General features: G+C 57.5%; 24 protein-coding genes. 19 read left to right on the top strand and 5 right to left on the bottom strand.

Annotation, left to right across the window (positions count from 1 at the left end; genetic code table 11):
- Positions 1-3: 3 nt before the first annotated feature.
- Together Electrica_RS22810 and Electrica_RS22805 are read left to right on the top strand one after the other, a co-directional pair.
- Positions 4-309, top strand: a complete 306-nt coding sequence (locus Electrica_RS22810; RefSeq protein WP_141965468.1) for a hypothetical protein — start codon at positions 4-6, stop codon at positions 307-309.
- Positions 297-1,058, top strand: coding sequence for a hypothetical protein (locus tag Electrica_RS22805; protein WP_141965467.1), 762 nt, complete (start codon positions 297-299; stop codon positions 1,056-1,058). The genes Electrica_RS22810 and Electrica_RS22805 overlap by 13 nt, the downstream gene beginning before the upstream one ends.
- Before the next feature lie 99 nt (positions 1,059-1,157).
- On the opposite strand, the gene ppa is transcribed toward Electrica_RS22805, so the two are convergent.
- Positions 1,158-1,685: an inorganic diphosphatase gene (ppa, locus tag Electrica_RS22800; RefSeq protein WP_004857176.1), complete on the bottom strand. Its 528-nt coding sequence runs from the start codon at positions 1,683-1,685 to the stop codon at positions 1,158-1,160.
- Positions 1,686-2,089: 404 nt separating this feature from the next.
- Here ppa and ytfQ point away from each other — a divergent pair, with 404 nt between their 5' ends.
- The 4 genes from ytfQ (at position 2,090) to yjfF (ending at position 6,666) form a co-directional block, all read left to right on the top strand.
- Positions 2,090-3,046, top strand: a complete 957-nt coding sequence (ytfQ, locus tag Electrica_RS22795) for a galactofuranose ABC transporter, galactofuranose-binding protein YtfQ (RefSeq protein WP_131049422.1) — start codon at positions 2,090-2,092, stop codon at positions 3,044-3,046.
- Positions 3,047-3,142: 96 nt separating this feature from the next.
- Positions 3,143-4,645 (top strand): galactofuranose ABC transporter, ATP-binding protein YtfR, encoded by a 1,503-nt coding sequence (gene ytfR / locus Electrica_RS22790; RefSeq protein WP_100685393.1) that lies wholly within the window; start codon positions 3,143-3,145, stop codon positions 4,643-4,645.
- A 10-nt stretch (positions 4,646-4,655) separates the two neighbouring features.
- Positions 4,656-5,681: a galactofuranose ABC transporter, ATP-binding protein YtfT gene (gene ytfT / locus Electrica_RS22785; protein ID WP_100685392.1), complete on the top strand. Its 1,026-nt coding sequence runs from the start codon at positions 4,656-4,658 to the stop codon at positions 5,679-5,681.
- A complete protein-coding gene (gene yjfF, locus Electrica_RS22780; protein ID WP_141965466.1) occupies positions 5,668-6,666 on the top strand; it encodes a galactofuranose ABC transporter, permease protein YjfF in 999 nt (332 codons plus the stop codon). Before ytfT ends, yjfF begins: the two co-directional genes overlap by 14 nt.
- 39 nt (positions 6,667-6,705) lie before the next feature.
- On the opposite strand, the gene fbp is transcribed toward yjfF, so the two are convergent.
- Entirely contained in the window at positions 6,706-7,704 is a 999-nt protein-coding gene (gene fbp / locus Electrica_RS22775; RefSeq protein WP_131049424.1) for a class 1 fructose-bisphosphatase, read from the bottom strand.
- Between the two features lie 174 nt (positions 7,705-7,878).
- Here fbp and mpl point away from each other — a divergent pair, with 174 nt between their 5' ends.
- Entirely contained in the window at positions 7,879-9,252 is a 1,374-nt protein-coding gene (gene mpl, locus Electrica_RS22770) for a UDP-N-acetylmuramate:L-alanyl-gamma-D-glutamyl-meso-diaminopimelate ligase (RefSeq protein WP_100685389.1), read from the top strand.
- A 108-nt stretch (positions 9,253-9,360) separates the two neighbouring features.
- Here mpl and Electrica_RS22765 read toward each other — a convergent pair whose 3' ends face one another.
- Positions 9,361-10,569 carry an aldose 1-epimerase family protein gene (locus Electrica_RS22765; RefSeq protein ID WP_141965465.1) on the bottom strand — a complete coding sequence of 403 codons (1,209 nt, stop codon included), beginning with the start codon at positions 10,567-10,569 and terminating at the stop codon, positions 9,361-9,363.
- A 417-nt stretch (positions 10,570-10,986) separates the two neighbouring features.
- On the bottom strand, positions 10,987-11,538 hold the full coding sequence (gene yjgA / locus Electrica_RS22760; protein WP_004857200.1) for a ribosome biogenesis factor YjgA: 552 nt from the start codon (positions 11,536-11,538) through the stop codon (positions 10,987-10,989).
- A gap of 95 nt (positions 11,539-11,633) precedes the next feature.
- Here yjgA and pmbA point away from each other — a divergent pair, with 95 nt between their 5' ends.
- From pmbA to Electrica_RS22700, 12 genes are all read left to right on the top strand, one after another.
- The gene (gene pmbA, locus Electrica_RS22755) at positions 11,634-12,986 is read left to right on the top strand and encodes a metalloprotease PmbA (RefSeq protein WP_100685386.1); all 1,353 of its coding nucleotides are present in this window, start codon (positions 11,634-11,636) and stop codon (positions 12,984-12,986) included.
- Between the two features lie 106 nt (positions 12,987-13,092).
- Positions 13,093-13,482, top strand: a complete 390-nt coding sequence (cybC, locus tag Electrica_RS22750) for a cytochrome b562 (protein ID WP_100685385.1) — start codon at positions 13,093-13,095, stop codon at positions 13,480-13,482.
- A gap of 311 nt (positions 13,483-13,793) precedes the next feature.
- Positions 13,794-14,132: a glycine dehydrogenase gene (locus Electrica_RS22745; protein WP_100685384.1), complete on the top strand. Its 339-nt coding sequence runs from the start codon at positions 13,794-13,796 to the stop codon at positions 14,130-14,132.
- Positions 14,133-14,143: 11 nt separating this feature from the next.
- Entirely contained in the window at positions 14,144-14,506 is a 363-nt protein-coding gene (locus Electrica_RS22740; RefSeq protein WP_141965464.1) for an SFCGS family glycine-rich protein, read from the top strand.
- 2 nt (positions 14,507-14,508) lie between these two features.
- Positions 14,509-14,808, top strand: a complete 300-nt coding sequence (locus tag Electrica_RS22735; RefSeq protein ID WP_131049426.1) for a DUF4312 family protein — start codon at positions 14,509-14,511, stop codon at positions 14,806-14,808.
- A gap of 21 nt (positions 14,809-14,829) precedes the next feature.
- Positions 14,830-15,606: a DUF4311 domain-containing protein gene (locus Electrica_RS22730; protein ID WP_100685382.1), complete on the top strand. Its 777-nt coding sequence runs from the start codon at positions 14,830-14,832 to the stop codon at positions 15,604-15,606.
- A gap of 13 nt (positions 15,607-15,619) precedes the next feature.
- Positions 15,620-16,261: a DUF4310 family protein gene (locus tag Electrica_RS22725; protein WP_100685381.1), complete on the top strand. Its 642-nt coding sequence runs from the start codon at positions 15,620-15,622 to the stop codon at positions 16,259-16,261.
- A gap of 42 nt (positions 16,262-16,303) precedes the next feature.
- Positions 16,304-17,437: an amidohydrolase/deacetylase family metallohydrolase gene (locus Electrica_RS22720; RefSeq protein ID WP_131049427.1), complete on the top strand. Its 1,134-nt coding sequence runs from the start codon at positions 16,304-16,306 to the stop codon at positions 17,435-17,437.
- Entirely contained in the window at positions 17,421-18,539 is a 1,119-nt protein-coding gene (locus Electrica_RS22715) for a DgaE family pyridoxal phosphate-dependent ammonia lyase (protein WP_100685379.1), read from the top strand. The genes Electrica_RS22720 and Electrica_RS22715 overlap by 17 nt, the downstream gene beginning before the upstream one ends.
- The gene (gene dagF / locus Electrica_RS22710; RefSeq protein ID WP_141965463.1) at positions 18,536-19,276 is read left to right on the top strand and encodes a 2-dehydro-3-deoxy-phosphogluconate aldolase; all 741 of its coding nucleotides are present in this window, start codon (positions 18,536-18,538) and stop codon (positions 19,274-19,276) included. Before Electrica_RS22715 ends, dagF begins: the two co-directional genes overlap by 4 nt.
- Before the next feature lie 73 nt (positions 19,277-19,349).
- On the top strand, positions 19,350-20,501 hold the full coding sequence (locus Electrica_RS22705; RefSeq protein ID WP_141965462.1) for a lactonase family protein: 1,152 nt from the start codon (positions 19,350-19,352) through the stop codon (positions 20,499-20,501).
- 22 nt (positions 20,502-20,523) lie between these two features.
- A complete protein-coding gene (locus Electrica_RS22700) occupies positions 20,524-22,434 on the top strand; it encodes a BglG family transcription antiterminator (RefSeq protein WP_141965461.1) in 1,911 nt (636 codons plus the stop codon).
- A 6-nt stretch (positions 22,435-22,440) separates the two neighbouring features.
- Here Electrica_RS22700 and nrdG read toward each other — a convergent pair whose 3' ends face one another.
- The gene (gene nrdG / locus Electrica_RS22695) at positions 22,441-22,905 is read right to left on the bottom strand and encodes an anaerobic ribonucleoside-triphosphate reductase-activating protein (protein ID WP_100685375.1); all 465 of its coding nucleotides are present in this window, start codon (positions 22,903-22,905) and stop codon (positions 22,441-22,443) included.
- Between the last annotated feature and the right edge of the window lie 187 nt (positions 22,906-23,092).

The following is a 23,092-nucleotide window of genomic DNA, read 5'->3' as shown; positions in this document are numbered from 1 at the left end:
TTATTGACCGGGCTGGTAGGGCGGGCCTGTGGCACTGGCGTCGTTTGCTCCCCGGTGGCGCTGCGCTTACCGGGGCTACGTGGGTGCGGTGCCTGGCTTGAGCGCCTGGCGTATTGCCTGCGGGCGGGCCTGTGGTGCTGGCGCCGTTTGCTCCCCGGTGGCGCTGCGCTTACCGGGGCTACGGGTGGGTGCGGTGTCTGGCTTGAGCGCCTGGCGCATTGCCCGCGGGGGGCCTGTGGCACTGGCGCCGTTTACTCCCCGGTGGCGCTGTGCTTACCGGGGCTACGGGTGGTGCGGTGTCTGGCTTGATCGCCTGGCGTATTGCCCGCGGGGGGCCTGTGGCACTGGCGCCGTTTACTCCCCGGTGGCGCTGTGCTTACCGGGGCTACGGGTGGTGCGGTGTCTGGCTTGATCGCCTGGCGTATTGCCTGCGGGGGGCCTGTGGCACTGGCGCCGTTTGCTCCCCGGTGGCGCTGTGCTTACCGGGGCTACGTGGGTGCGGTGCCTGGCTTGATCGCCTGGCGTATTGCCTGCGGGCGGGCCTGTGGCACTGGCGTCGTTTGCTCCCCGGAGGCGCTGTGCTTACCGGGGCTACGGGTGGGTGCGGTGCCTGGCTTTATCGCCTGGCGTATTGCCCGCGGGGGGCCTGTGGCACTGGCGCCGTTTGCTCCCCGGTGGCGCTGCGCTTACCGGGGCTACGGGTGGGTGCGGTGTTGGGGATTTTCACCTGGCGTATTGCCTGCGGGCGGGCCTGTGGCACTGGCGCCGTTTGCTCCCCGATGGCGCTGTGCTTACCGGGGCTACGGGTGGGTGCGGTATCTGGCTTGATCGCCTGGCGTATTGCCTGCGGGCGGGCCTGTGGCACTGGCGCCGTTTGCTCCCCGGTGGCGCTGTGCTTACCGGGGCTACGGGCATGGTGCGGTGTCTGGCTTGATCGCCTGGCGCATTGCCTGCGGGCGGGCCTGTGGCACTGGCGCCGTTTGCTCCCCGGTGGCGCTGTGCTTACCGGGGCTACGCGGGTGCGGTGCCTGGCTTTATCGCCTGTGGGGGAGTTGTAGCCCGGGTAAGGCGTTAGCCGCCACCCGGGAGATGGCTCCGGGCCATAAGCAAAAACACCGCCCTGAGGCGGTGTTTTCGATAATCTGAGTGCGGCAGAATTACTTCTTAGCGCGCTCGAAGGAAGCAATGATTTCAGCTTTAGCCGCTTCAGCATTGTCCCAACCGTCAACTTTCACCCATTTGCCTTTTTCCAGGTCTTTGTAGTGCTCGAAGAAGTGGGTGATCTGTGCTTTCAGCAGTTCCGGCAGGTCGTTCACATCTTTGATGTGATCGTACTCTTTGCTCAGCTTGGTGTGCGGTACGGCAACCAGTTTCGCATCTTCACCGGATTCGTCGGTCATCTTCAGTACGCCAACCGGACGGCAGCGGATCACAGAGCCTGGCTCCAGCGGGTACGGCGTCGGGACCAGTACGTCAACCGGGTCGCCGTCCAGAGACAGGGTGTGGTTGATATAGCCGTAGTTGCACGGATAGAACATCGCAGTGGACATGAAGCGATCAACGAACAGCGCGCCGCTCTCTTTGTCGACTTCGTATTTGATTGGGTCTGCGTTAGCCGGGATCTCGATCACGACGTAGATATCTTCCGGCAGATCTTTACCCGCAGGTACGTTGAGTAAGCTCATGTCTGTTTCCTTTAAAATGTATGGCAAACAAGTGCCTGGTATTATAGCCAACTCGCATCGAATGTCTTCGCTTCTTTTCATTTTGCCCGCCGCTAATCACTCAGAATTTACCCTCGAAAAACAACCTGAAAATCCATAAACATAGCCACATCCTGAATAAAACAATGTAACCGTTTACATTGCATCTGTTTGATTTCTCAACATGCGAAAAATTTCACCTCATGCGTCGGCAGACGTGAGCTACGGGAAGCCTTATCTGCTCTCAGCTGGATTAAATCGCGGCAATTAACATTTAATTTACTTTTTCGAAGTGTGATGTAACGCATTCAGTTACATCACGAGTTGTCTATAGTTTGTTCGCAGATGACGATTTAACCCAAAGCAACCCGACGAGGACCTTTTTTATGTGGAAGCGCTTACTTCTTGTCACAGCAGTTTCCGCAGCTATGTCGTCTATGGCAATGGCTGCCCCTCTGACCGTAGGATTTTCGCAGGTCGGATCTGAATCCGGCTGGCGTGCTGCCGAAACCAACGTTGCGAAGGAGGAGGCCGCGAAACGCGGAATCACTCTGAAGATTGCCGACGGCCAGCAAAAACAGGAAAACCAGATTAAAGCCGTCCGCTCCTTTATCGCCCAGGGCGTCGACGCCATCTTTATCGCCCCGGTTGTCGCGACCGGCTGGGAACCGGTGTTGAAAGAGGCCAAAGAGGCCAAAATTCCGGTATTTCTGCTCGACCGCTCGATTGATGTGAAAGACAAAGATCTCTACATGACCACCGTCACCGCCAACAACGTGCTGGAAGGTCAGCTGATTGGTGACTGGCTGGTGAAAACCGTCGACGGCAAGCCGTGTAACGTGGTTGAGCTGCAGGGCACCGTTGGGGCGAGCGTGGCGATTGACCGGAAGAAAGGCTTCGCTGACGCCATTGCCAAATCCCCAAATATCAAAATTATCCGCTCTCAGTCTGGCGACTTTACCCGCAGTAAAGGCAAAGAGGTGATGGAGAGCTTTATCAAAGCTGAAAACAACGGCAAGAACATCTGTATGGTCTACGCCCATAACGATGACATGGTGATTGGCGCCATTCAGGCGATTAAAGAAGCCGGGCTGAAGCCTGGCAAAGATATCCTGACCGGTTCGATTGATGGCGTACCGGATATCTATAAAGCCATGATCGCCGGAGAAGCGAATGCCAGCGTTGAATTGACGCCGAACATGGCGGGTCCGGCGTTTGATGCGCTGGAAAAATATAAGAAAGACGGCACGTTGCCTGAAAAACTGACCATTACCAAATCGACGCTTTATTTACCGGATACGGCGAAAGAAGAGCTCGAGAAGAAGAAAAACATGGGCTACTGAGTGAATTAACCCTCTCTCCGGAGGGGGAGGGTTATCAGACCGCAAGGTTGCATTCCCTCTCCCCCTGTGGGGAGAGGATTAGGGGAGGGGGACATCATGAACGGCGAAGCACACCAGGAGATCCTGCGTACCGAGGGACTGAGCAAATTTTTCCCCGGTGTGAAGGCGCTGGATAACGTCAATTTCAGCCTGCGGCGCGGTGAAATCATGGCGTTGTTGGGCGAAAACGGAGCGGGTAAATCCACACTGATTAAAGCCCTTACCGGCGTTTATCACGCCGATCGTGGAGCTATCTGGCTGGAGGGGCAGGAAATATCGCCGAAGAATACCGCTCATGCCCAGCAGCTGGGCATCGGGACGGTTTATCAGGAGGTTAACCTGCTGCCGAACATGTCGGTGGCGGACAATCTGTTTATCGGCCGCGAACCCCGCCGTTTTGGCCTGCTGCGGCGTAAAGAGATGGAAAAGCGCGCCACCGCGCTGATGGAGTCCTACGGTTTTTCCCTCGACGTCCGCGAACCGCTGAACCGCTTTTCGGTGGCGATGCAGCAGATCGTCGCTATTTGTCGGGCCATCGACCTGTCCGCAAAAGTGTTAATTCTTGATGAGCCTACCGCCAGCCTGGATACCCAGGAAGTGGAGATGCTCTTCACCCTGATGCGTCGGCTGCGCGATGAAGGCGTCAGTCTGATTTTCGTCACCCACTTCCTCGATCAGGTGTATGCCGTCAGCGACCGGATTACCGTTCTGCGCAACGGTGGTTTTGTCGGTTGTCGGGAAACCCGCGAACTGCCGCAGATCGAACTGGTGAAGATGATGCTTGGCCGTGAGCTGGAGCACGATGCCCTGCATCGCGCGGGCCGGACTTTACTGAGCGACAAACCGGTCGCCGCCTTTGAGGGTTTTGGCAAGAAAGGCGTTATCGCGCCGTTTAACCTCCAGGTGCGCCCCGGCGAGATAGTCGGTCTGGCGGGGCTGCTCGGCTCCGGACGCACGGAAACCGCCGAGGTCATTTTCGGCATCAAACCGGCAGACAGCGGCACCGCGTGGATCAAAGGTAAAGCGCAGGGGCTGCGTTCTCCGCACCAGGCTTCATGCCTGGGCATTGGCTTTTGCCCTGAGGATCGTAAAACCGACGGGATTATCGCCGCGGCATCGGTGCGGGAAAATATCGTCCTCGCACTGCAGGCCCAGCGCGGCTGGCTGCGGCCGATTCCGCGACGCGAGCAAAATGATATTGCCGATCGCTTTATCCGCCAGCTCGGTATTCGCACTCCCAGCGCCGAACAGCCGATCGAATTTCTCTCCGGCGGCAACCAGCAGAAGGTGCTGCTCTCCCGCTGGCTGCTGACCAAACCGCAGTTCCTGATCCTCGATGAACCGACGCGCGGGATTGACGTTGGCGCGCATGCGGAGATTATCCGCCTGATTGAAACCCTGTGCGCTGATGGTCTGGCGCTGCTGGTTATCTCCTCGGAACTGGAGGAGCTGGTGGGCTATGCCGACCGGGTAATTATCATGCGCGATCGTAAGCAGGTAGCGGAGATCCCGCTAGCCGAGCTTTCTGTCCCGGCAATCATGAACGCTATTGCGGCATAAGGAGTAACCCATGATGCCCCGATCAGTTCCACAAACCGGCCAGCCAAAGCGGCGCTTCAACTGGCCGAAAGGTATGCCGCAAATTATCGCCCTGATCCTCGTGCTGGTAGTGGATAGCTTTGTGGCGCCGCACTTCTTTCAGATTGTGTTACAGGACGGGCGCCTGTTCGGCAGCCCGATTGATATTCTCAACCGCGCGGCGCCGGTGGCGCTGCTGGCGATAGGCATGACGCTGGTCATTGCCACTGGCGGAATCGACCTGTCGGTTGGTGCGGTGATGGCGATTGCCGGCGCGACGGCGGCCTCGATGACCGTTGCCGGACACAGTCTGCCGGTGGTGCTGCTGGCCTCGCTGGCGGCGGGGGCGCTGGCGGGCTTATGGAACGGGATTCTGGTGGCTATCCTGAAGATCCAGCCTTTTGTGGCCACGCTGATTCTGATGGTCGCCGGACGCGGCGTCGCGCAGCTGATCACCTCCGGGCAGATCGTGACCTTCGATTCGCCGCACCTGGCCTGGCTCGGCAGCGGTTCGCTGCTGCTGTTTCCAACGCCGGTGCTGATTGCCGCTGCGACGCTCCTGCTGTTCTGGCTTTTTACCCGCAAGACGGCGCTGGGGATGTTTATCGAAGCGGTGGGGATCAACATCCGCGCGGCGAAAAACGCCGGGGTGAATACCCGGATTGTGGTGATGCTGGCCTATGTGCTGAGCGGTATCTGCGCGGCCATTGCCGGGATTATCGTGGCGGCGGATATTCGCGGCGCCGATGCCAATAACGCCGGGCTGTGGCTGGAGCTGGATGCCATCCTGGCGGTGGTGATCGGCGGCGGATCGCTGATGGGCGGGCGCTTTAACCTGCTACTTTCGGTGGTCGGGGCCCTGATCATTCAGGGGATGAATACCGGGATCCTGCTGTCGGGCTTCCCGCCGGAGATGAATCAGGTGGTGAAGGCGGTGGTAGTGCTGTGCGTACTGATCGTCCAGTCGCCGCGCTTTATTGGCTTACTGAAAGGAGTACGCGGCCATGATAAAACGTAATTTACCGTTGATGATAACCCTGGCCGTCTTTGTGTTGGGCTATCTGTACTGCCTGACCCAGTTTCCCGGCTTTGCTTCGACGCGGGTGATTTGCAACATTCTGACCGACAACGCCTTTCTGGGCATCATTGCCGTCGGGATGACCTTTGTGATCCTCTCCGGCGGGATCGATCTTTCGGTCGGGTCGGTGATAGCCTTTACCGGCGTGTTCCTGGCGAAGGCCATTGGCGCCTGGGGCATCGATCCGCTGCTGGCGTTCCCGCTGGTGCTGGCGATGGGCTGCGCGTTTGGCGCGCTGATGGGCTGGTTTATCGATGCGCTGAAAATCCCGGCGTTTATTATTACTCTCGCCGGGATGTTCTTTCTGCGCGGCGTCAGCTATCTGGTGTCCGAAGAGTCGATTCCTATCGATCACCCGGTGTACGACACCCTCTCCGGGCTGGCGTGGACGATTCCCGGCGGCGGGCGTCTGAGCGCGATGGGGCTGCTGATGCTGCTGGTGGTGGTGGCGGGTATCTTTATGGCCCATCGCACCCGCTTCGGCAACCAGGTGTACGCCATCGGCGGCAGCGCCGTTTCGGCTAACCTGATGGGGATTTCAACGCGCGGGACCACCATTCGTATTTATATGCTGTCTACCGGGCTGGCGACGCTGGCGGGGATTGTGTTTTCTGTCTATACCCAGGCCGGGTATGCCCTTGCCGGCGTTGGCGTTGAGCTGGATGCGATTGCATCGGTGGTCATTGGCGGCACGCTGTTGAGCGGCGGCGTCGGGACGGTGCTCGGCACCTTGTTCGGGGTAGCGATTCAGGGGCTGATTCAGACCTACATTAACTTCGACGGGACCCTGAGTTCGTGGTGGACAAAAATTGCCATCGGGATTTTGCTGTTTGTTTTTATCGCGTTGCAGCGGGGTCTGACGGTGCTGTGGGAAAACCGACAGAACTCACCGGTTACCCGGGTCAGCGGAACGGCGCATCGTTAGCGGAAAATTCCCCTCCCGGGCGGGAGGGGAAGGGAGGCGTTACGCGTCCGGGAACTCTTTAATGAAGTTCTCGACGTCTTCAACCATATGGTTGTTGCCGACGAAGAAAGAACGACGCTGGTGCAGGCTGGTCGGGATGATATCGAGAATACGCTCTTTACCGTCGCTGGCTTTACCGCCCGCCTGTTCGGCGAGGAACGCCATCGGGTTGCATTCGTACAGCAGGCGCAGCTTACCGTCCGGATGGCTGGCGGTGCTCGGATACAGATAGATGCCGCCTTTCAGCAGGTTGCGGTGAAAGTCCGCCACCAGGGAACCGATATAGCGCGAGGTGTAGGGGCGCTGGGTTCCGGTATCTTCTTCCTGACAGTACTTGATGTACTTCTTCACCCCCAGCGGGAACTTGATGTAGTTACCTTCGTTAATGGAGTAGGTGTTGCCTTTCTCCGGGAAGCGCATGCGCTCCTGAGAGAGGCAGAAAACGCCAAGAGAAGGATCGTAGGTGAAGGCGTGCACGCCGCAGCCGGTGGTATAGACCAGCATGGTGGAAGAGCCATAAACGACATAGCCTGCCGCGACCTGCTGACTGCCCGGTTGCAGGAAATCTTCAACGGTGACCGGTGTTCCAACCGGAGTTATGCGACGGTAGATGGAGAAGATAGTCCCGACGGAGACGTTAACGTCGATGTTAGAGGAGCCATCCAGAGGGTCCATGAGCACTACATATTTCGCGTGTTCACAGCCTTCAAAGACAACGATCTCATCTTCTTCTTCAGAGGCGATCCCAGCCACGATATCGCGCGCTCGCAGTGCAGCTTTCAATTTTTCATTGGCGAACAGGTCGAGTTTTTGCTGTACCTCACCCTGGACGTTTTCAGCACCGCTGGCACCCAGGATATCGACCAGACCGGCCTTATTGATATCGCGGTGGATGATCTTGGCGCCTAACTTTATCGCCGACAACAAAGCAGTAAGTTCGCCGGTTGCGTGGGAAAACTCGTGTTGCTTTTCGACAATAAATTCACCTAACGTTTTCATAACCCGTTCCCTGCATGTTTATGTGAAGTAAAACGAACGCAACAATCTTAACAAAGAATAAAAAAAAATCGCACAGGTGAATCGCACCAGCAAAAAACGGATTAACCTGAAATACATTTCTCTGATGCATACATACGGGTAAAATGTATCGCAGATTAAAGAGGGAAGGGACGAATGCGCATTCATATTTTAGGTATCTGTGGCACGTTTATGGGGGGGCTGGCGATGCTGGCGCGTTCCCTCGGTCATGAGGTAACGGGGTCGGATGCTAACGTCTATCCGCCAATGAGTACCCTGCTGGAAAACCAGGGGATCGATTTAATTCAGGGCTATGATGCCAGCCAGCTGGAACCGCGGCCAGATCTGGTGATCATCGGTAATGCGATGACTCGCGGCAATCCGTGCGTCGAAGCGGTGCTGGAAAACAATATTCCGTATATGTCCGGCCCGCAGTGGCTGCATGATTTTGTCCTGCGCGACCGCTGGGTACTGGCCGTGGCGGGGACCCATGGTAAGACGACGACCGCCGGAATGGCCACCTGGATCCTCGAAGCCTGCGGCTATCAGCCCGGTTTTGTGATCGGTGGCGTCCCGGGCAATTTTGATGTCTCCGCGCGTCTGGGCGGCAGCCCGTTCTTTGTTATCGAAGCCGATGAGTATGACTGCGCCTTCTTCGATAAGCGTTCCAAATTTGTCCACTACTGCCCGCGTACGCTGATCCTCAATAACCTTGAGTTCGATCACGCGGATATCTTTGACGACCTGAAAGCCATTCAGAAACAGTTCCATCATCTGGTACGTATTGTGCCGGGCAAAGGCAAAATTATCCTGCCGGAAAACGATATCAACCTGAAACAGACGATGGCGATGGGCTGCTGGAGCGAACAGGAACTGGTGGGCGAGCAGGGCCACTGGCAGGCGAAAAAGCTGAACACCGATGCCTCGCAGTGGGAAGTCTGGCTGGACGGCGAGAAGGTCGGGGAAGTGAAGTGGGAGCTGGTCGGCGAACACAACATGCATAACGGCCTGATGGCGATTGCCGCGGCGCGTCATGTTGGCGTGCTGCCGGCCGATGCCGCTAATGCGCTGGGCGGCTTTATCAACGCCCGCCGCCGCCTTGAGCTGCGCGGCGAAGCCAACGGCGTCACCGTGTATGACGATTTCGCCCACCATCCGACGGCGATCCTCGCGACCCTGCAGGCGCTACGCGGTAAAGTCGGTGGTACTGCCCGCATTCTTGCGGTGCTTGAGCCGCGCTCGAACACCATGAAAATGGGCGTCTGCAAAGACGATCTGGCGCCGTCCCTGGGCCGCGCCGACGAAGTGTTCCTGCTCCAGCCGCAGCACATTCCGTGGCAGGTGGCGGAAGTGGCGGACGCCTGCGTGCAGCCGGCGTACTGGAGCGCCGATGTTGATACGCTGGCCGATATGGTGGTGAAAACCGCGCACCCGGGCGATCATATCCTGGTGATGAGCAACGGCGGTTTTGGCGGCATTCACCAGAAGCTGCTGGATAAGCTGGCGAAAAAGGCAGAGGCGTCCAGATAACTCTTCGCCCTGGGGGCTACGCTGGCCGGGCTATGGGTCAGCGCGGCCTGGTTTTGTCGCCCGGGTCGGGCGCTGACGCCGCAACCCGGGTAGGCTTAGCGCGTTAAATTACTCCTTCGCGATCGGCGTTTCGTTTTCCGCCACTTTCGTATCGCCCTGAATTGCCGCAATTTTCTTCTCAACGTCGGCAACCTGTTCGCTGCTGTGCAGCAGCGTATAGGTCAGGTCAAACTGCGTGCTGGCCCCTGGCTGAAGCTGCTTCACGCGTTTTTGTTCGCGCTCAATGGTGACCGGATAGGCATAGCTGGTGCCCGGCTCAATACCGGTGACATAGCCCTGTTTTTCGGTATCGGTATTTTTCCACAGCGTCAGTACCGGCAGCTGGCGGGTATCGAACTGGATAGATGCCCCTTTATCTCCCGCCTTGTTGACCACGGCGGCCAGCGTCTGGTGGTTGCTATCTGCCAGCGGCTGAATATTGAATACCATCTCGTCGAAACCTTTGGTCGGACCGGCGTAGGTTTGCCAGGTTTTCAAACCCGCTTTAGCGTAGTCGTTGAACGGACTGATGCTGGACATGGGGGCCAGAAAACGTGCCCCCTCTTCCAGAATCGGTTTCCCGAAATTGCTGTGATAAATGATCTGGTAGTCATGCGGGTAATCCGCGTGGTTGGTTAAGACATCATGCAGGCTGAAGCTGTTGCTGCCGGGGACATAGCGCAACTCGGTCATGGTCTGCAAATCAGCTTTCTTAAAGGTACTCTCCTTCACCAGCCCACGGATACGAATTTCATATGGCGCGGTATCGGCAACCTCGACTTCCACTTGCGATGCTGGCGTGTTGCCGGCTTTGCCATGCAGAGTATAAATCTGTCCATCGGCGGTCACCGGGTGGCCGGTCCATTCGTAGCCGCAGCGCACCATCATTTCATTGAAACCTTCCAGCCAGCCCAGGCCGTTCCGGCTTTCGAGGTTGATAAAGGCCGGGTTGACCACCTCTTTCACCGGTGAATCCCAGCCCATTCGCGTGCCGAAGCCTTCAATTTTCAGCAGATTCATACCACGGGTCGGGCTGAGGGTAATAGTCAGGCCATCTTTACTGCGGATGACGAGAATTTTACTGCCTTCCTGTTTGCCGCCGTGGAGGACTTTTTGTTCGATGCTGAAGTTATGATCTTTTATCTTCAGCTGATCGCTGTCTATTTGCCAGTTTCCTTTATCTGTGCCGTTTTCAGCGCTTGTCAGCAACCAGGTTTTTGCTGCAACAGGCCCTGAAATCATCATCGCGATTGCCGTTAAAGCGAATACTTTTTTCATTTTTCATCCCTTTTTGCTGAATCGATTGTGTTGCTAATGAAGGGAATCTAATTGTAAGCGGTTGATGAAAATGTGAAGTGCCTCACCTGGTGAGTAAATGCGCATTTTTAAACTTTTAAATGCGATAAAGATCGCTTTTTATAAGCAAAATGCAATTAATCCTACTTTAAAAATGTGAATTTAAACGTTATTAGCTTTAACGATTCAGCTTTTTGTCGACTCATAAAGAGCGGGCACACGGCAGGGCGCGAATCAGGAAACAGGAATGAGGAATCAGGAATGAAGGTGGGGGAGCGCGTAGAGAGCGGATATTCCCGGCGAGGCTATCGCTTGCCGGGCTACAGGTACAGCGTTATCCGGTAGCCCGGACAGGCGCACAGCGCCGCCTGCGGGAAAATCTGGCGGGCAAACGCGGAGTTAGCTTTCGCCTTCAGCCAGTTCACGCAGATACTGGAAGATAAGACGCGCGGATTTCGGCGGCTTGTTGCCTTCTTTCTCTTTTTTGGCGTTACGGATAAGCGAACGCAGCTGCTGACGATCGGCGTCGGGCCACAGGTTTAACACTTCCGGTACCGCATCATCGCCTTCTTCAATCAGGCGGTCGCGAATCATTTCCAGCTTATGGAACAGCGCAACCTGCTGGTTGTGGCGGTTCTTCAGCTTGTCCAGCGCCTGGCGAATCGGATCGACATCGCGGCTGCGCAGCATTTTACCAATCAGCTGCATCTGGCGGCGGCGACCCTCTTTCTTGATACGCTGGGCCAGTTCAATGGCGTCGCGCAGGTCGCTATCGAGCGGGATTTTATCCAGCGCGTTTTTTCCCAGCTCAACCATTTCAGCGCCAAGACGCTTCAGTTCTTCCGCGTCACGTTTAATTTCACTTTTACTGACCCAGATAATTTCATCGTCTTCATCTTCAACGTCATCACCGGGCACGTCGTCGAGCCAGTCATCGGGCTGCTTAGTCATCTCAGGCTCCTTAAAAAAAGAGGCTAATGTTACCAGTTAAGGCGCGCACTGAAAAACGGTTCTCTGTTAGACTTCACTTAACACCTTCCTACATTATGGCATTAGCGATGAAAGTCATCTCTCAAGTTGCACAACAGCGCAAGACGCTGGAAGAGGCCGTGACCACGGCGCTGGAACTGGCGGCAGGCAAATCAGACGGTGCGGAAGTTTCCGTCAGCAAAACCACCGGCATCAGCGTCAGCACCCGCTACGGCGAGGTGGAGAACGTAGAATTTAATAGCGATGGTGCGTTAGGCATCACCGTTTATCATCAGAACCGCAAGGGAAGCGCCTCCTCAACCGATCTGAGCCCGCAGGCAATTGCCCGCACGGTGCAGGCGGCGCTGGATATTGCCCGCTATACCTCCCCGGACCCGTTTGCCGGCGTGGCGGATAAAGAGCTGCTGGCCTTTGACGCCCCGGATCTTGACCTGTTCCATCCGGCGGAAGTGACCCCGGATCAGGCGATCGAGCTGGCCGCTCGCGCGGAACAGGTCGCCCTGCAGGCGGATAAACGCATTACGAATACCGAAGGCGGCAGCTTCAATAGCCACTACGGCATTAAAGTGTTCGGCAACAGCCACGGCATGTTGCAAAGCTACTGCTCAACCCGCCATTCGCTCTCCAGCTGCGTTATCGCGGAAGAGAACGGCGATATGGAGCGCGATTACGCTTACACCATTGGCCGCGCGCTCGAGGATTTGCATACCCCGGAGTGGGTCGGCGACGAATGTGCCCGCCGCACCCTGTCTCGCCTGGCGCCGCGTAAACTTGCGACAATGAAAGCACCGGTTATCTTTGCCAACGAAGTGGCCACCGGGCTGTTTGGGCACCTGGTCGGCGCTATCGCCGGCGGCGCGGTCTATCGCAAATCGACGTTCCTGCTCGACTCCCTCGGCCAGCAGATTCTGCCGGAGTGGCTGACGATTGAAGAGCATCCGCATCTGCTGAAAGGGCTGGCCTCGACACCGTTCGACAGCGAAGGCGTGCGCACGCAACGTCGCGACATTATTAAAGACGGCGTGCTGACGCAGTGGCTGCTGACCAACTACTCGGCGCGCAAGCTGGGGATGAAGAGCACCGGGCATGCGGGCGGCATTCATAACTGGCGGATTAACGGCCGCGGCCTGAGTTTTGAAAAGTTGCTTAAAGAGATGGGCACCGGACTTGTCGTCACCGAATTGATGGGCCAGGGTGTCAGTGGCGTGACCGGCGATTATTCGCGCGGCGCTTCTGGCTTCTGGGTTGAGAATGGCGAGATTCAGTATCCGGTAAGCGAAATCACCATCGCAGGAAATCTGAAAGATATGTGGCGTAATATTGTCACTGTGGGTGACGATATCGAGCTGCGCAGCAACATTCAGTGCGGTTCCGTACTGCTGCCTGAGATGAAAATCGCCGGACAGTAATTGCGGATTATCCCCACTATTCAAGATGCAGTTTGCAGAATAACCTGTACAGAAGGGCGCTCCTTGCAGCGCCCGTTTGCTTAAATAATAAAAAAGGATGTGAGCAATGCGTAAAAAACTGTTAGCAATGCTGGCTGTCTCCGCCCTGACTATGGGGTCTGTTTCGGCGTTCGCCGCTGAGCTGGGCGAAGATATGGATACCATCGCGAAAAACCTGCAGGTGGTGCAGAAAACCTCCGATGCCGGCGAACTGAAAGCGGCATTGACGAAGATGCGCGGTGCCGCCGTGGATGCGCAGAAAGCGACCCCGGAGAAGCTGGAAGGCAAAGCGGCGGACAGTGCGGAAATGAAAGACTATCGTCACGGTCTGGATATTCTGATTGGTCAGATTGACGGTGCGCTGAAGCTGGCGGAAGAAGGTAAAGTGAAAGAGGCGCAGGCTGCCGCTGAAGGGTTCAAAGCGACCCGTAACACCTACCATCAGAAATACCGCTAATGCCTGTTGCAGGAGGCTGCTGTCGAGGCCTCCTGCACATCCCCCCACGATAAAACCCTGCTGGCATCACACTTTTTCCTTTTTCTTTTCCGCTTCTTCAGGCAACGGCAACCGCCAGCGCCATGATTTCTTGTGATGCTCATCACGCGATTTCGCCCAAAACATCCTCTTCTCGTCAGTTTCACGCCGATTATGTGCAATGGATCACGCAAGCCGTCCGCCTTTCCACTTCGAAGTGGAAAACAACTCGCTACAAACTCCTCCGTCCCGGCGCTAGTTTTATCCTCAGAGACATCAACGGGGTAACACTAGTGAATAACGGAGCGGTAATAAACGACGTAGGGGAACAGGCAAAGCAAACCGAGCTGCTGGCTGAGAAGATGCTGCCGCGGGTTTATGCGCTGTTAAGCCGTCGCAATATCATCCCCAACGCCGTCCAGCAGCAGATGCTGACCTCCCACGTGCGGGCGATGGCCCACCGGTCGATTAGCGGCGAGCCGCTGCCGGAAGTGGATGCCAGCCTGTTTGAAGAAATTTCAGAAGATTCAATGATGCTTGCCCGCGAAGTGGTCGCGGAATTCGGCAACCTGCCAGAAGAAGAGTCCTGGCTGCTGTCGGTCCACTTCGAAGTAGCAAAAGACAACCTGTAAGGAGCAATAAAATGGAACAGATTACTGTGGTTATTGGCGACCGCCTGGGTAAAGGGCAAAAAGTGGCCGCTGGCGCGGAAAAAGCCGGTGCTCGTGCGGTTGTTGTACCGGGGGTTGCCGCCGATATGAAGCTGGGCGACATGATGAAAGCAGAAAACGCCACCTTCGGCATCTCCTTCTGCGGCAGCGGCGGCGCAGGCGCCATCACCGCGCAGAACAAGCACGGCTACAAGGCAAAATATGGCATGCGCTCCGTTGATGAAGGCGTGACCGCTATCAACGAAGGCTACAACGTTCTGGGTTTCGGCTTTATGGATAAAGAAGATCTGGGCGAGCGCCTGGTGGAAGCCTGGAAAAAGAAATACGGCGCGTAAGCATGAAAGAACAATTCACCACCACGGTGAGCGTGAAGGGGAAAGGCGAAAGCAAAGCACGGGCCTTCGCCGACGCCCTGAACCATGTACAGGCAGCGGTGATGAAAACCTCATCGCATATCTTACTGCGTATTGAGCCACAGGATGTGAAGGTTGTTCGTGCGCATGAAGCGACGCGTAAAGAAGCGTTTCTGTTCTTCTTTTTACGTCGTGAACGACGGACCTACAGCGTGGAGCTGGATGTCACCGTCAACGTGACGGCCATTGATGTCGAGAAAGTGGATTTCGTCACGCAAACCTGAATTTCATCATAGGGTTAAACTATGTTCCTGATAATTTTAATAAAATCGCTCATTATCGGCGGCCTGGTCGGCGTCGGAGTGGGCGCCGGAGCGGCACGCATGTTTCATGCGCCTACCACTCAGGGGATGGGGGCGTTTCGTACCCTGGGCGAGCTGAATTCCTGCGAAGGCGATCCGGCTTCCCACTTCTCCTTTGGTCTGGGATTCTTCTTTAACGCCTGGGCCTCTTCCGTTGCAGCGGGCTCATTCACTCAGGACGTCGATCACCGCATTATCCCGAACTGGGGCGCCGCGGCATTGATGTTGAAAAACCGTAACGTCGGCGAAACGCTGCACGATCCGAAGAAAATGGCGATTGCCTGCGGCATCATCGGCATGCTGGTGGTCGCCTTCTTAAACCTGACCGCCTCTTCCGTACCGGAAGCGCTGCAGGTCACCGCGGTTAAGGTGCTGGTCCCGGCGGCTAACCTGCTGGTTAACACCGTGATGCCGGTAATCTTCTGGCTGGCGGCCATCGATGCCGGTAAAAAATCGGGCTTCTGGGCCACCATTTTCGGCGGCGCAGCGCAGCTTATCATGGGCAACGCCGTACCGGGCCTGGTGCTGGGGATCTTGATCGGTAAAGGCGTAGAAGAGAGCGGCTGGAACCGCGTCACCAAAGTGATGATGTCGGCCATTGTCGCGCTGTTTGTCCTGAGCGCCTTCTTCCGCGGCTTCGACATTAAGACACTGCAATCCTTCCATCTGACTGTGCCGAACTGGTTGGATCTGATCCACAACTCGCTCAGCGGCAAATAACAGGAGCCTCGACATGGAACAGAATAAAGGTTTTTGGTATGCCGACTGGTCGTTTCCGATCTTTGTTGGTCTGCTCTCCTCCGGCGTTTTCGCCGGGACCCACATGTATTACCTCTACGGTATCGGCGCGTTTAACGAAGTGGCTTTCGTGGCCATGCTGAAAGCGGGCATTGATACCGGCGCTTATGGCGCGGTGGCCGCGTTTGGCGCCAGCTTCCTCTTCGCCCGTATTATCGAAGGCTCGCTGGTCGGGATCCTCGATATCGGCGGCGCCATTCAGACCGGCGTGGGTCTTGGCGTTCCGGCGCTGCTGCTCGGGGCTGGCGTTGTCTTTCCGGTGGCGAACTTTGCCGCCTCGCTGGCGACCGGTCTCGCGCTGGGCCTGGCGATTGGCTACATCATCATTCTGGCGCGTAAGTTCACCATCAATCAGAGCGACTCCACCTACGGCGCCGATGTGATGATGGGGGCCGGTAACGCCTCAGGCCGCTTCCTCGGGCCGTTGATTATCCTCAGCGCCATGACCGCCTCGATTCCTATCGGTATCGGTTCTTTGGTCGGCGCGCTGCTGTTTTACATCTGGCAGAAGCCTATCACTGGCGGTGCCATCCTCGGCGCCATGATTTTAGGTTCACTATTCCCGGTAGCGCTGTGACACCAACGGGCGCGTATGCGCCCGCCTTAACAGGAGATACCTATGTTTGATCTACTCCTGCGCCGTGCGCGCCTCGTCGACGATACCCTGACCGATATCGCCATCCACGACGGAAAAATTGCCGCGCTGGGCGAGATTAGCGCGTCAGCGCGTAAAACCGTTGATCTGCACGGCAATTATTATGTCAGCGCCGGCTGGATTGATTCCCACGTTCACTGCTACCCGAAGTCGCCAATTTATCATGACCAGCCGGACAGCGTCGGTATCGCCACCGGTGTCACCACCGTTATCGATGCCGGGAGCACCGGCGCGGACGATGTCGATGACTTTTATCAGCTGACCCGCCAGGCCACCACCGAAGTGTATGCGCTGCTCAATATCTCCCGCGTCGGGCTGATTGCCCAGAACGAGCTGGCCAATATGGCCCATATTGACGCGGATGCGGTGAAGCAGGCGGTCACACGCCTCCCGGACTTTATCGTCGGCCTGAAGGCGCGCATGAGCAGCAGCGTTGTCGGCGAGAACGGGATTACGCCGCTGGATCGAGCGAAAGCCATCCAGCGGGAAAACGGCTTTCTGCCGCTGATGGTGCATATCGGCAACAACCCGCCGAATCTCGACGACATCGCCGGGCGGCTCAGCGCAGGCGACATCATTACCCACTGCTATAACGGCAAACCGAACCGCATCCTGACGCCGGAAGGCGAGCTGCGCAGCGCGATTACCCGCGCCCTGCAGCGCGGCGTGCGGCTTGATGTCGGCCACGGTACCGCCAGCTTCAGCTTTGACGTGGCCCGACGGGCCATTGCGATGGGCATTCTGCCGCACAGCATCAGTTCCGATATTTACTGCCGCAACCGCATTGACGGCCCGGTTCGCTCGCTGGCGCTGGTGATGTCGAAGTTTCTCGCCATCGGCATGACGCTGCCGCAGGTCATTGACTGTGTCACCGTGAACGCCGCCGGTGGGCTGCGCCTGAAGAGCAAAGGGCAGCTGGCCGTGGGCTATGATGCCGATTTAACGCTGTTTAGCGTGCAGCATGCGCCGACGGTGCTGGTCGACGCGGAAAAAGAGAGCCTGCAGGCTGACAAAATTCTGGTGCCGCTTGCCGCGATTCGCGCAGGCAAGGGCTATCTGACCGAACAAGGGAGCGCGGAAAATGCCTTCGATTTTTGAAAAATACCATCTCAAGCAAGTCATCAATACCTCCGGTCGCATGACGGCGTTAGGCGTCTCCACCCCGCGCCCGGAAGTGGTGGAGGCGGTGATGAGCGGCATGAATCACTACTTCGAAATGAAAGACCTGGTGAACAAAACCGGGGAATACATTGCCCGGCTGCTGGATGTGGAAGGGGCGACCGTCGTCTCCTGCGCCTCGGCGGGGATTGCGCAGTCGGTGGCGGCGGTGCTGGTGAAAGACAGCAACTGGCTGCTGGAAAACCTACATGTCACGCCGGTTGAGAACAACGAAATCGTGCTGCCGAAAGGCCACAACGTCAATTTCGGCGCGCCGGTGGGTACGATGGTCGCGCTGGGCGGCGGCAAGCTGGTGGAGGCGGGCTACGCCAACGAATGTTCCGCTGACCAGCTGGCGGCAGCGATTACCCCGCGTACGGCGGCGATTCTGTATATCAAATCTCACCACTGCGTGCAGAAAAGCATGCTCAGCGTAGAGCAAGCGGTGGTTGTGGCGCGTAAACATAATCTGCCGCTGATCGTCGATGCGGCGGCAGAAGAAGACCTGCAATGCTACTACCGCGCCGGTGCTGATCTGGTGATTTACAGCGGCGCGAAAGCGATTGAAGGGCCGACCAGCGGTCTGGTGGTGGGCAAAACTCAGTACGTTGAGTGGGTGAAACGCCAGTCGGCAGGCATTGGCCGGGCGATGAAGGTGGGTAAAGAGGGGATCCTCGGCCTGACCTGCGCGATTGAACATTATTTGCTGGCGCGCAAAGAGAGCGGCGATGAGATGGTCGCCAAAATGACGCCGTTCCTTAACCAGCTGAATACGCTTAATGGCGTCACTGCCCGCGTGGTCTGGGATAGCGCCGGCCGTGATATCGCCCGTAGCGAAATCAAATTTGATGAAGCCGTGACCGGTATCGCCACCGGCGAACTGGTGGACGCGCTGAAACAGGGCGAATACGCCATCTACTTCCGCGGCTATAAGGCCAACGAAGGGATTATTGAAGCCGATGTCCGCAGCGTGAACGCGCAGCAGCTGGAGATTGTCTCTCGTCGCATCGCCGAGGTTCTGAACAAGGAGAAAAACGCATGAAACTGACCCCCAACTTTTATCGCGACCGGGTATGCCTGAACGTCCTGGCGGGCAGCAAAGACAACGCCCGTGAGATCTACGAGGCGGCGGAAGGTCACGTCCTGGTCGGCGTGCTCTCCAAAAACTATCCGGACGTGGCGAGCGCGGTGGCGGATATGCGTGAATACGCGCAGCTGATTGATAACGCACTCTCGGTAGGACTGGGAGCGGGCGATCCGAACCAGTCGGCCATGGTCAGCGAAATCTCGCGTCAGGTACAGCCGCAGCACGTTAATCAGGTGTTCACCGGCGTCGGCGCCAGCCGCGCGCTGCTCGGGCAGAACCAGACCGTGGTCAACGGCCTGGTGTCGCCGACCGGCACGCCGGGTAGGGTTAAGATCTCAACCGGCCCACTGAGCAGCGGCGCGCCGGACGGGATTGTACCGCTGGAAACCGCCATCGCCCTGCTGAAGGACATGGGCGGCAGCTCCATCAAATACTTCCCGATGGGCGGCCTGAAACACCGCGATGAGTTCGTCGCCGTGGCGCAGGCCTGCGCCCGCCATGATTTCTGGCTGGAGCCGACCGGCGGCATCGATCTGGAAAACTACAGCGAAATTTTGCAGATCGCGCTCGACGCGGGGGTCAGCAAAATTATTCCGCACATCTATAGCTCGATCATTGATAAAGCCAGCGGCAATACCCGCCCGGCGGACGTTCGCCAGCTGCTGGAGATGACTAAAGCGCTCGTCAAATAGGTTGCTTGTCCCCGCCGCGCGCGTTGCTCTGCAAGACGCGTGCGGACCCCCATTGAACCATCAAGGAGTCACTATGCCCACCGCTCGTCACCTGCTTGTTGCTTCACTTTCTCTGCTGGCCGCCGCCGCCAGCGCGCAAACGCATTATGCCTGGGTCGGCACCTATAACCCGAATGGCGAAGGGCTTTACCGCTTTACCGTCGACGGTAAAACCGGCGCGCTGCGCGATAAGGCGCTGGTCAGCTCGCTGCCGAACGTTGCCCAGCTCACCGTCGCGCATGACGGGAAAACCCTGTATGCCGCCAGCGAAGTGGAAAAAGGGGTGGTGCAGGCGTGGCGGATTGAAGCCAACGGCGAGCTGACCGATCTTAACCAGGTCTCCTCTGCGGGGGCCGGGCCGGTCTATCTGTCGCTGACGCCGGATGGTCGCCATCTGCTGGTGGCGAACTATGTCAGCGGAACGGTGGCGGTGCTGCCGATCAAAGACGACGGCAGTCTCGGTGAGGCGGTTGATAGCCATCAGGATCAGGGCCCTGCCGGCGCAGAACGGCCGGCGGCAGCCGCTGAGGGGAGCTTTGCCATCAGCGATCATAACGGTCCGCATGCCCATATGATCGCCGCCGATCCGAGCGGGAAATATGTCTATTCTACCGATCTGGGGCTGGATCGGATCTATCAGTACCGGCTGGACAACGGCAGCGGCAAGCTGACGCCGAACGATCCGCTGTTTATCGCCGCCTCTTCTGCCGGCGCCGGGCCGCGGCACTTTGTCTTTACGCCGAAAGGGGACGGCCTGTGGCTGATTAATGAAGAATCCTCGACGCTGACGTTCTATCATCTTGATAAGCAGAGCGGGCTGTTGCGCGAGGGCAAAACGGTCTCTGCGTTGCCGAAAGGGTATAAAGGCACCAGTTTCGCGGCGGGCCTGGCGCTGAGCGCAGATGGAAAACAGCTGTATGTCGCCAACCGTTTACATAACAGCATTGCGCATTTTAGCGTGATGGCCGATGGCAGCCTGAGCCATCAGGAAGATATCTGGACCCGCGGTGACTACCCCCGCACGCTGACGCTGGATACTCAGGGGCGGTGGCTGTACGTCATGAATCAGCGTAGCGATAATATTACCCGTTTTAGCGTGGCGCCACGGAGCGGCAAGCTGACCTTTGCCCCGGATTACACCCCGGTAGGCAGCCCATCACAGATGGTTATCTCCGCTCAACCGTGAGCCGTAAGATGAAGGAACCGACATGCGATTTCCCAACCAACGTTTAGCGCAACTGTTTACTTTGCTGCAAAACGAAACGCTGCCGCAGGATGAACTGGCGCAGCGGCTGTCGGTTTCTACTCGTACCGTGCGCGCCGACATTACCGCGCTTAACGCGTTGTTAGTGGAGTATGGCGCGCAATTCATGCTGACTCGCGGCAGCGGCTATCAGCTGAAAATCGACGACCCGCTGCGCTACCGGACCCTGCAGGAGCATGCGCCGAAGCCGCAGCAGATTCCGCGTACGGCGACGGATCGCATCAATTTTCTGCTGGTGCGCTTTTTAACCTCCGCGTTCTCCATCAAGCTCGAAGATCTGGCGGACGAGTGGTTTGTCAGCCGGGCGACGTTGCAAAGCGATATGGCCGAAGTGCGCGAGCGCTTTCAGCGCTATCAGCTGACGCTTGAGACCCGTCCACGGCACGGCATGAGGCTGTTTGGCAGCGAAGTGTCGATTCGCGCCTGCCTGACCGATCTGTTATGGCAACAGGCGCAGCAGGGGGGAATAAACCCGCTGATGGATGAGGAAGCGCTGAACTCGGATGTGCAGGAGCAGCTTGGCGATGTGTTGCAGGAGATCCTGACCCGCCACCATGTGCGCCTCACCGATGAAGGCGAGCGCTTTATCCGGATGTACAGCGCAGTGACGGTGCGTCGCGTCAGCCAGGGCTATCCGCTGGCGGAATTCAGCGCGGAGGATGTCGCGCAAAACGTGCGGGATGCCGCGCGCGATCTGGCCGGCGTATTGCAGCAGCTGGCGGGCAAGGCTCTCTCTCCGGCAGAAGAAGCGTGGCTGTGCGTGCATCTTGCCGCCCGTCAGGTTCAGGACGTCGATCCGGGCACTATCAGCGCCGACGATGGCGAAGCGCTGGTGAACTACATCCTGCGCTACATTAACAGCCAGTATAACTACAACCTGCTGGACGACGCCCAGCTACATGCCGATCTGCTGACCCACGTTAAAACCATGATCACCCGGGTTCGCTACCAGATAATGATCCCCAACCCTCTGCTCGATAATATTAAGCAGCACTACCCGATGGCGTGGGATATGACCCTCGCGGCGGTGACCAGTTGGGGGAAATACACGCCCTATGCCATCAGCGAAAACGAGATTGGTTTCCTGGTGTTGCATATCGGCGTCGGACTGGAACGTCATTACAACATTGGCTATCAGCGGCAGCCGCGGGTGCTGCTGGTGTGCGATACCAGCAATGCGATGGTGCGGATGATCGAAGCCATTTTGCAGCGTAAATATCCGCAGTTAGAAATCGCCGCCACCCTGTCACAGCGGGAGTATGAGCAGCAGACGGCGGTCGCTGAAGATTTTGTCATCTCGACCGTGCGGATTGGCGAAAAGGATAAGCCGGTGGTGACCATTGCGCCATTCCCGACCGATTATCAGCTGGAGCAAATCGGCAAGCTGGTGCTGGTGGACAGGACCCGTCCGTGGGTGCTGAATAAATATTTCGATGCGGCCCATTTCCAGGTTATCGATGCGCCTCTCGACCGCCAGACGCTGTTTGCCGGGTTGTGCCAGCAGCTGCAGCAGGAAGGATTTGTCGATGCCGGGTTCCATGACTCGGTGGTCGAACGCGAGGCCATCGTCAGCACCATGCTGGGCGACGGTATTGCGCTACCTCACGCCCTTGGCCTGCTGGCGCAAAAAACCGTGGTCTATACCGTCATTGCGCCAAACGGTATTGCCTGGGGCGATGAAACCGCCCATATCATCTTCCTGCTGGCGATCAGCAAAAGCGAGTATGAAGAGGCGATGGCGATCTACGATATTTTTGTCACCTTCCTGCGCGAACGCGCGATGACCCGGCTTGCCGCGACGCGCAGTTTCGAGGAGTTCAAAGCGGTGGCGGTGGAGTGCGTCAGCCGTTTTTGATTACCGTTATCTTAAGCGGTGGACGACCTGATTGCTGCTGCCGCGCCAGATCAGCGCCGGATCTTTTAAATCCTGCACGAACTTACCGTCGACCAGCACGTTAATCAGATCAACCACTTCCCGCTGCGCGTCGTTCAGCTCGTCGAGCTTATAACCGGTCCAGACCCAGATATCCTTCCCGGGGCATTCGGCGAGGATGCGGCGCACCAGCGCGAGGATCTCCGGCACGTTCTGCGGATGCAGGGGATCGCCGCCGGAAAGGGAGATCCCCTGGCGTTTGATTCGCGTGTCGTTGAGATCGGCAATGATACGGTCGGCCATCGCGGTTGTGAACGGTAGCCCGGAGTTGAGTCGCCAGGTGCTTTTGTTATAGCAGCCGGGGCATTCGTGGACGCAGCCGGAGACAAACAGGGTGCATCTTGTCCCTGGCCCGTTGACGATATCGACGGGGTAGTATTGGTGATAATTCATTGTTTCCTCTTCTCATTTGACGCTGCAGCGGCGTTGACTGCGCTCGCTCGCCCGGGTCACTTACTACAGTAAGCTCCCCGGGACTGACTCGTTTGCCGCCTTGCTACAATGCCAACTGATTTGAGGAAACCTACGCTGGTGCGTTGTAGCCCGGATAAGCCGCTGGCGGCGCTATCCGGGATGACGG

This window comes from Klebsiella electrica (genome assembly GCF_006711645.1).
GTDB lineage: Bacteria > Pseudomonadota > Gammaproteobacteria > Enterobacterales > Enterobacteriaceae > Klebsiella > Klebsiella electrica.
Note: the sequence above shows the minus strand (reverse complement) of the source record. Positions and strands in the feature narration are given on the sequence as shown.

Coding starts and splice junctions, on each gene's coding strand:
- ppa (WP_004857176.1), bottom strand. CDS start 1,685: ATGAGCTTACTCAACGTACCTGCGGGTAAAGATCTGCCGGAAGATATC.
- ytfQ (WP_131049422.1), top strand. CDS start 2,090: ATGTGGAAGCGCTTACTTCTTGTCACAGCAGTTTCCGCAGCTATGTCG.
- ytfR (WP_100685393.1), top strand. CDS start 3,143: ATGAACGGCGAAGCACACCAGGAGATCCTGCGTACCGAGGGACTGAGC.
- ytfT (WP_100685392.1), top strand. CDS start 4,656: ATGATGCCCCGATCAGTTCCACAAACCGGCCAGCCAAAGCGGCGCTTC.
- yjfF (WP_141965466.1), top strand. CDS start 5,668: ATGATAAAACGTAATTTACCGTTGATGATAACCCTGGCCGTCTTTGTG.
- fbp (WP_131049424.1), bottom strand. CDS start 7,704: ATGAAAACGTTAGGTGAATTTATTGTCGAAAAGCAACACGAGTTTTCC.
- mpl (WP_100685389.1), top strand. CDS start 7,879: ATGCGCATTCATATTTTAGGTATCTGTGGCACGTTTATGGGGGGGCTG.
- Electrica_RS22765 (WP_141965465.1), bottom strand. CDS start 10,569: ATGAAAAAAGTATTCGCTTTAACGGCAATCGCGATGATGATTTCAGGG.
- yjgA (WP_004857200.1), bottom strand. CDS start 11,538: ATGACTAAGCAGCCCGATGACTGGCTCGACGACGTGCCCGGTGATGAC.
- pmbA (WP_100685386.1), top strand. CDS start 11,634: ATGGCATTAGCGATGAAAGTCATCTCTCAAGTTGCACAACAGCGCAAG.
- cybC (WP_100685385.1), top strand. CDS start 13,093: ATGCGTAAAAAACTGTTAGCAATGCTGGCTGTCTCCGCCCTGACTATG.
- Electrica_RS22740 (WP_141965464.1), top strand. CDS start 14,144: ATGGAACAGATTACTGTGGTTATTGGCGACCGCCTGGGTAAAGGGCAA.
- Electrica_RS22735 (WP_131049426.1), top strand. CDS start 14,509: ATGAAAGAACAATTCACCACCACGGTGAGCGTGAAGGGGAAAGGCGAA.
- Electrica_RS22730 (WP_100685382.1), top strand. CDS start 14,830: ATGTTCCTGATAATTTTAATAAAATCGCTCATTATCGGCGGCCTGGTC.
- Electrica_RS22725 (WP_100685381.1), top strand. CDS start 15,620: ATGGAACAGAATAAAGGTTTTTGGTATGCCGACTGGTCGTTTCCGATC.
- Electrica_RS22720 (WP_131049427.1), top strand. CDS start 16,304: ATGTTTGATCTACTCCTGCGCCGTGCGCGCCTCGTCGACGATACCCTG.
- Electrica_RS22715 (WP_100685379.1), top strand. CDS start 17,421: ATGCCTTCGATTTTTGAAAAATACCATCTCAAGCAAGTCATCAATACC.
- dagF (WP_141965463.1), top strand. CDS start 18,536: ATGAAACTGACCCCCAACTTTTATCGCGACCGGGTATGCCTGAACGTC.
- Electrica_RS22705 (WP_141965462.1), top strand. CDS start 19,350: ATGCCCACCGCTCGTCACCTGCTTGTTGCTTCACTTTCTCTGCTGGCC.
- Electrica_RS22700 (WP_141965461.1), top strand. CDS start 20,524: ATGCGATTTCCCAACCAACGTTTAGCGCAACTGTTTACTTTGCTGCAA.
- nrdG (WP_100685375.1), bottom strand. CDS start 22,905: ATGAATTATCACCAATACTACCCCGTCGATATCGTCAACGGGCCAGGG.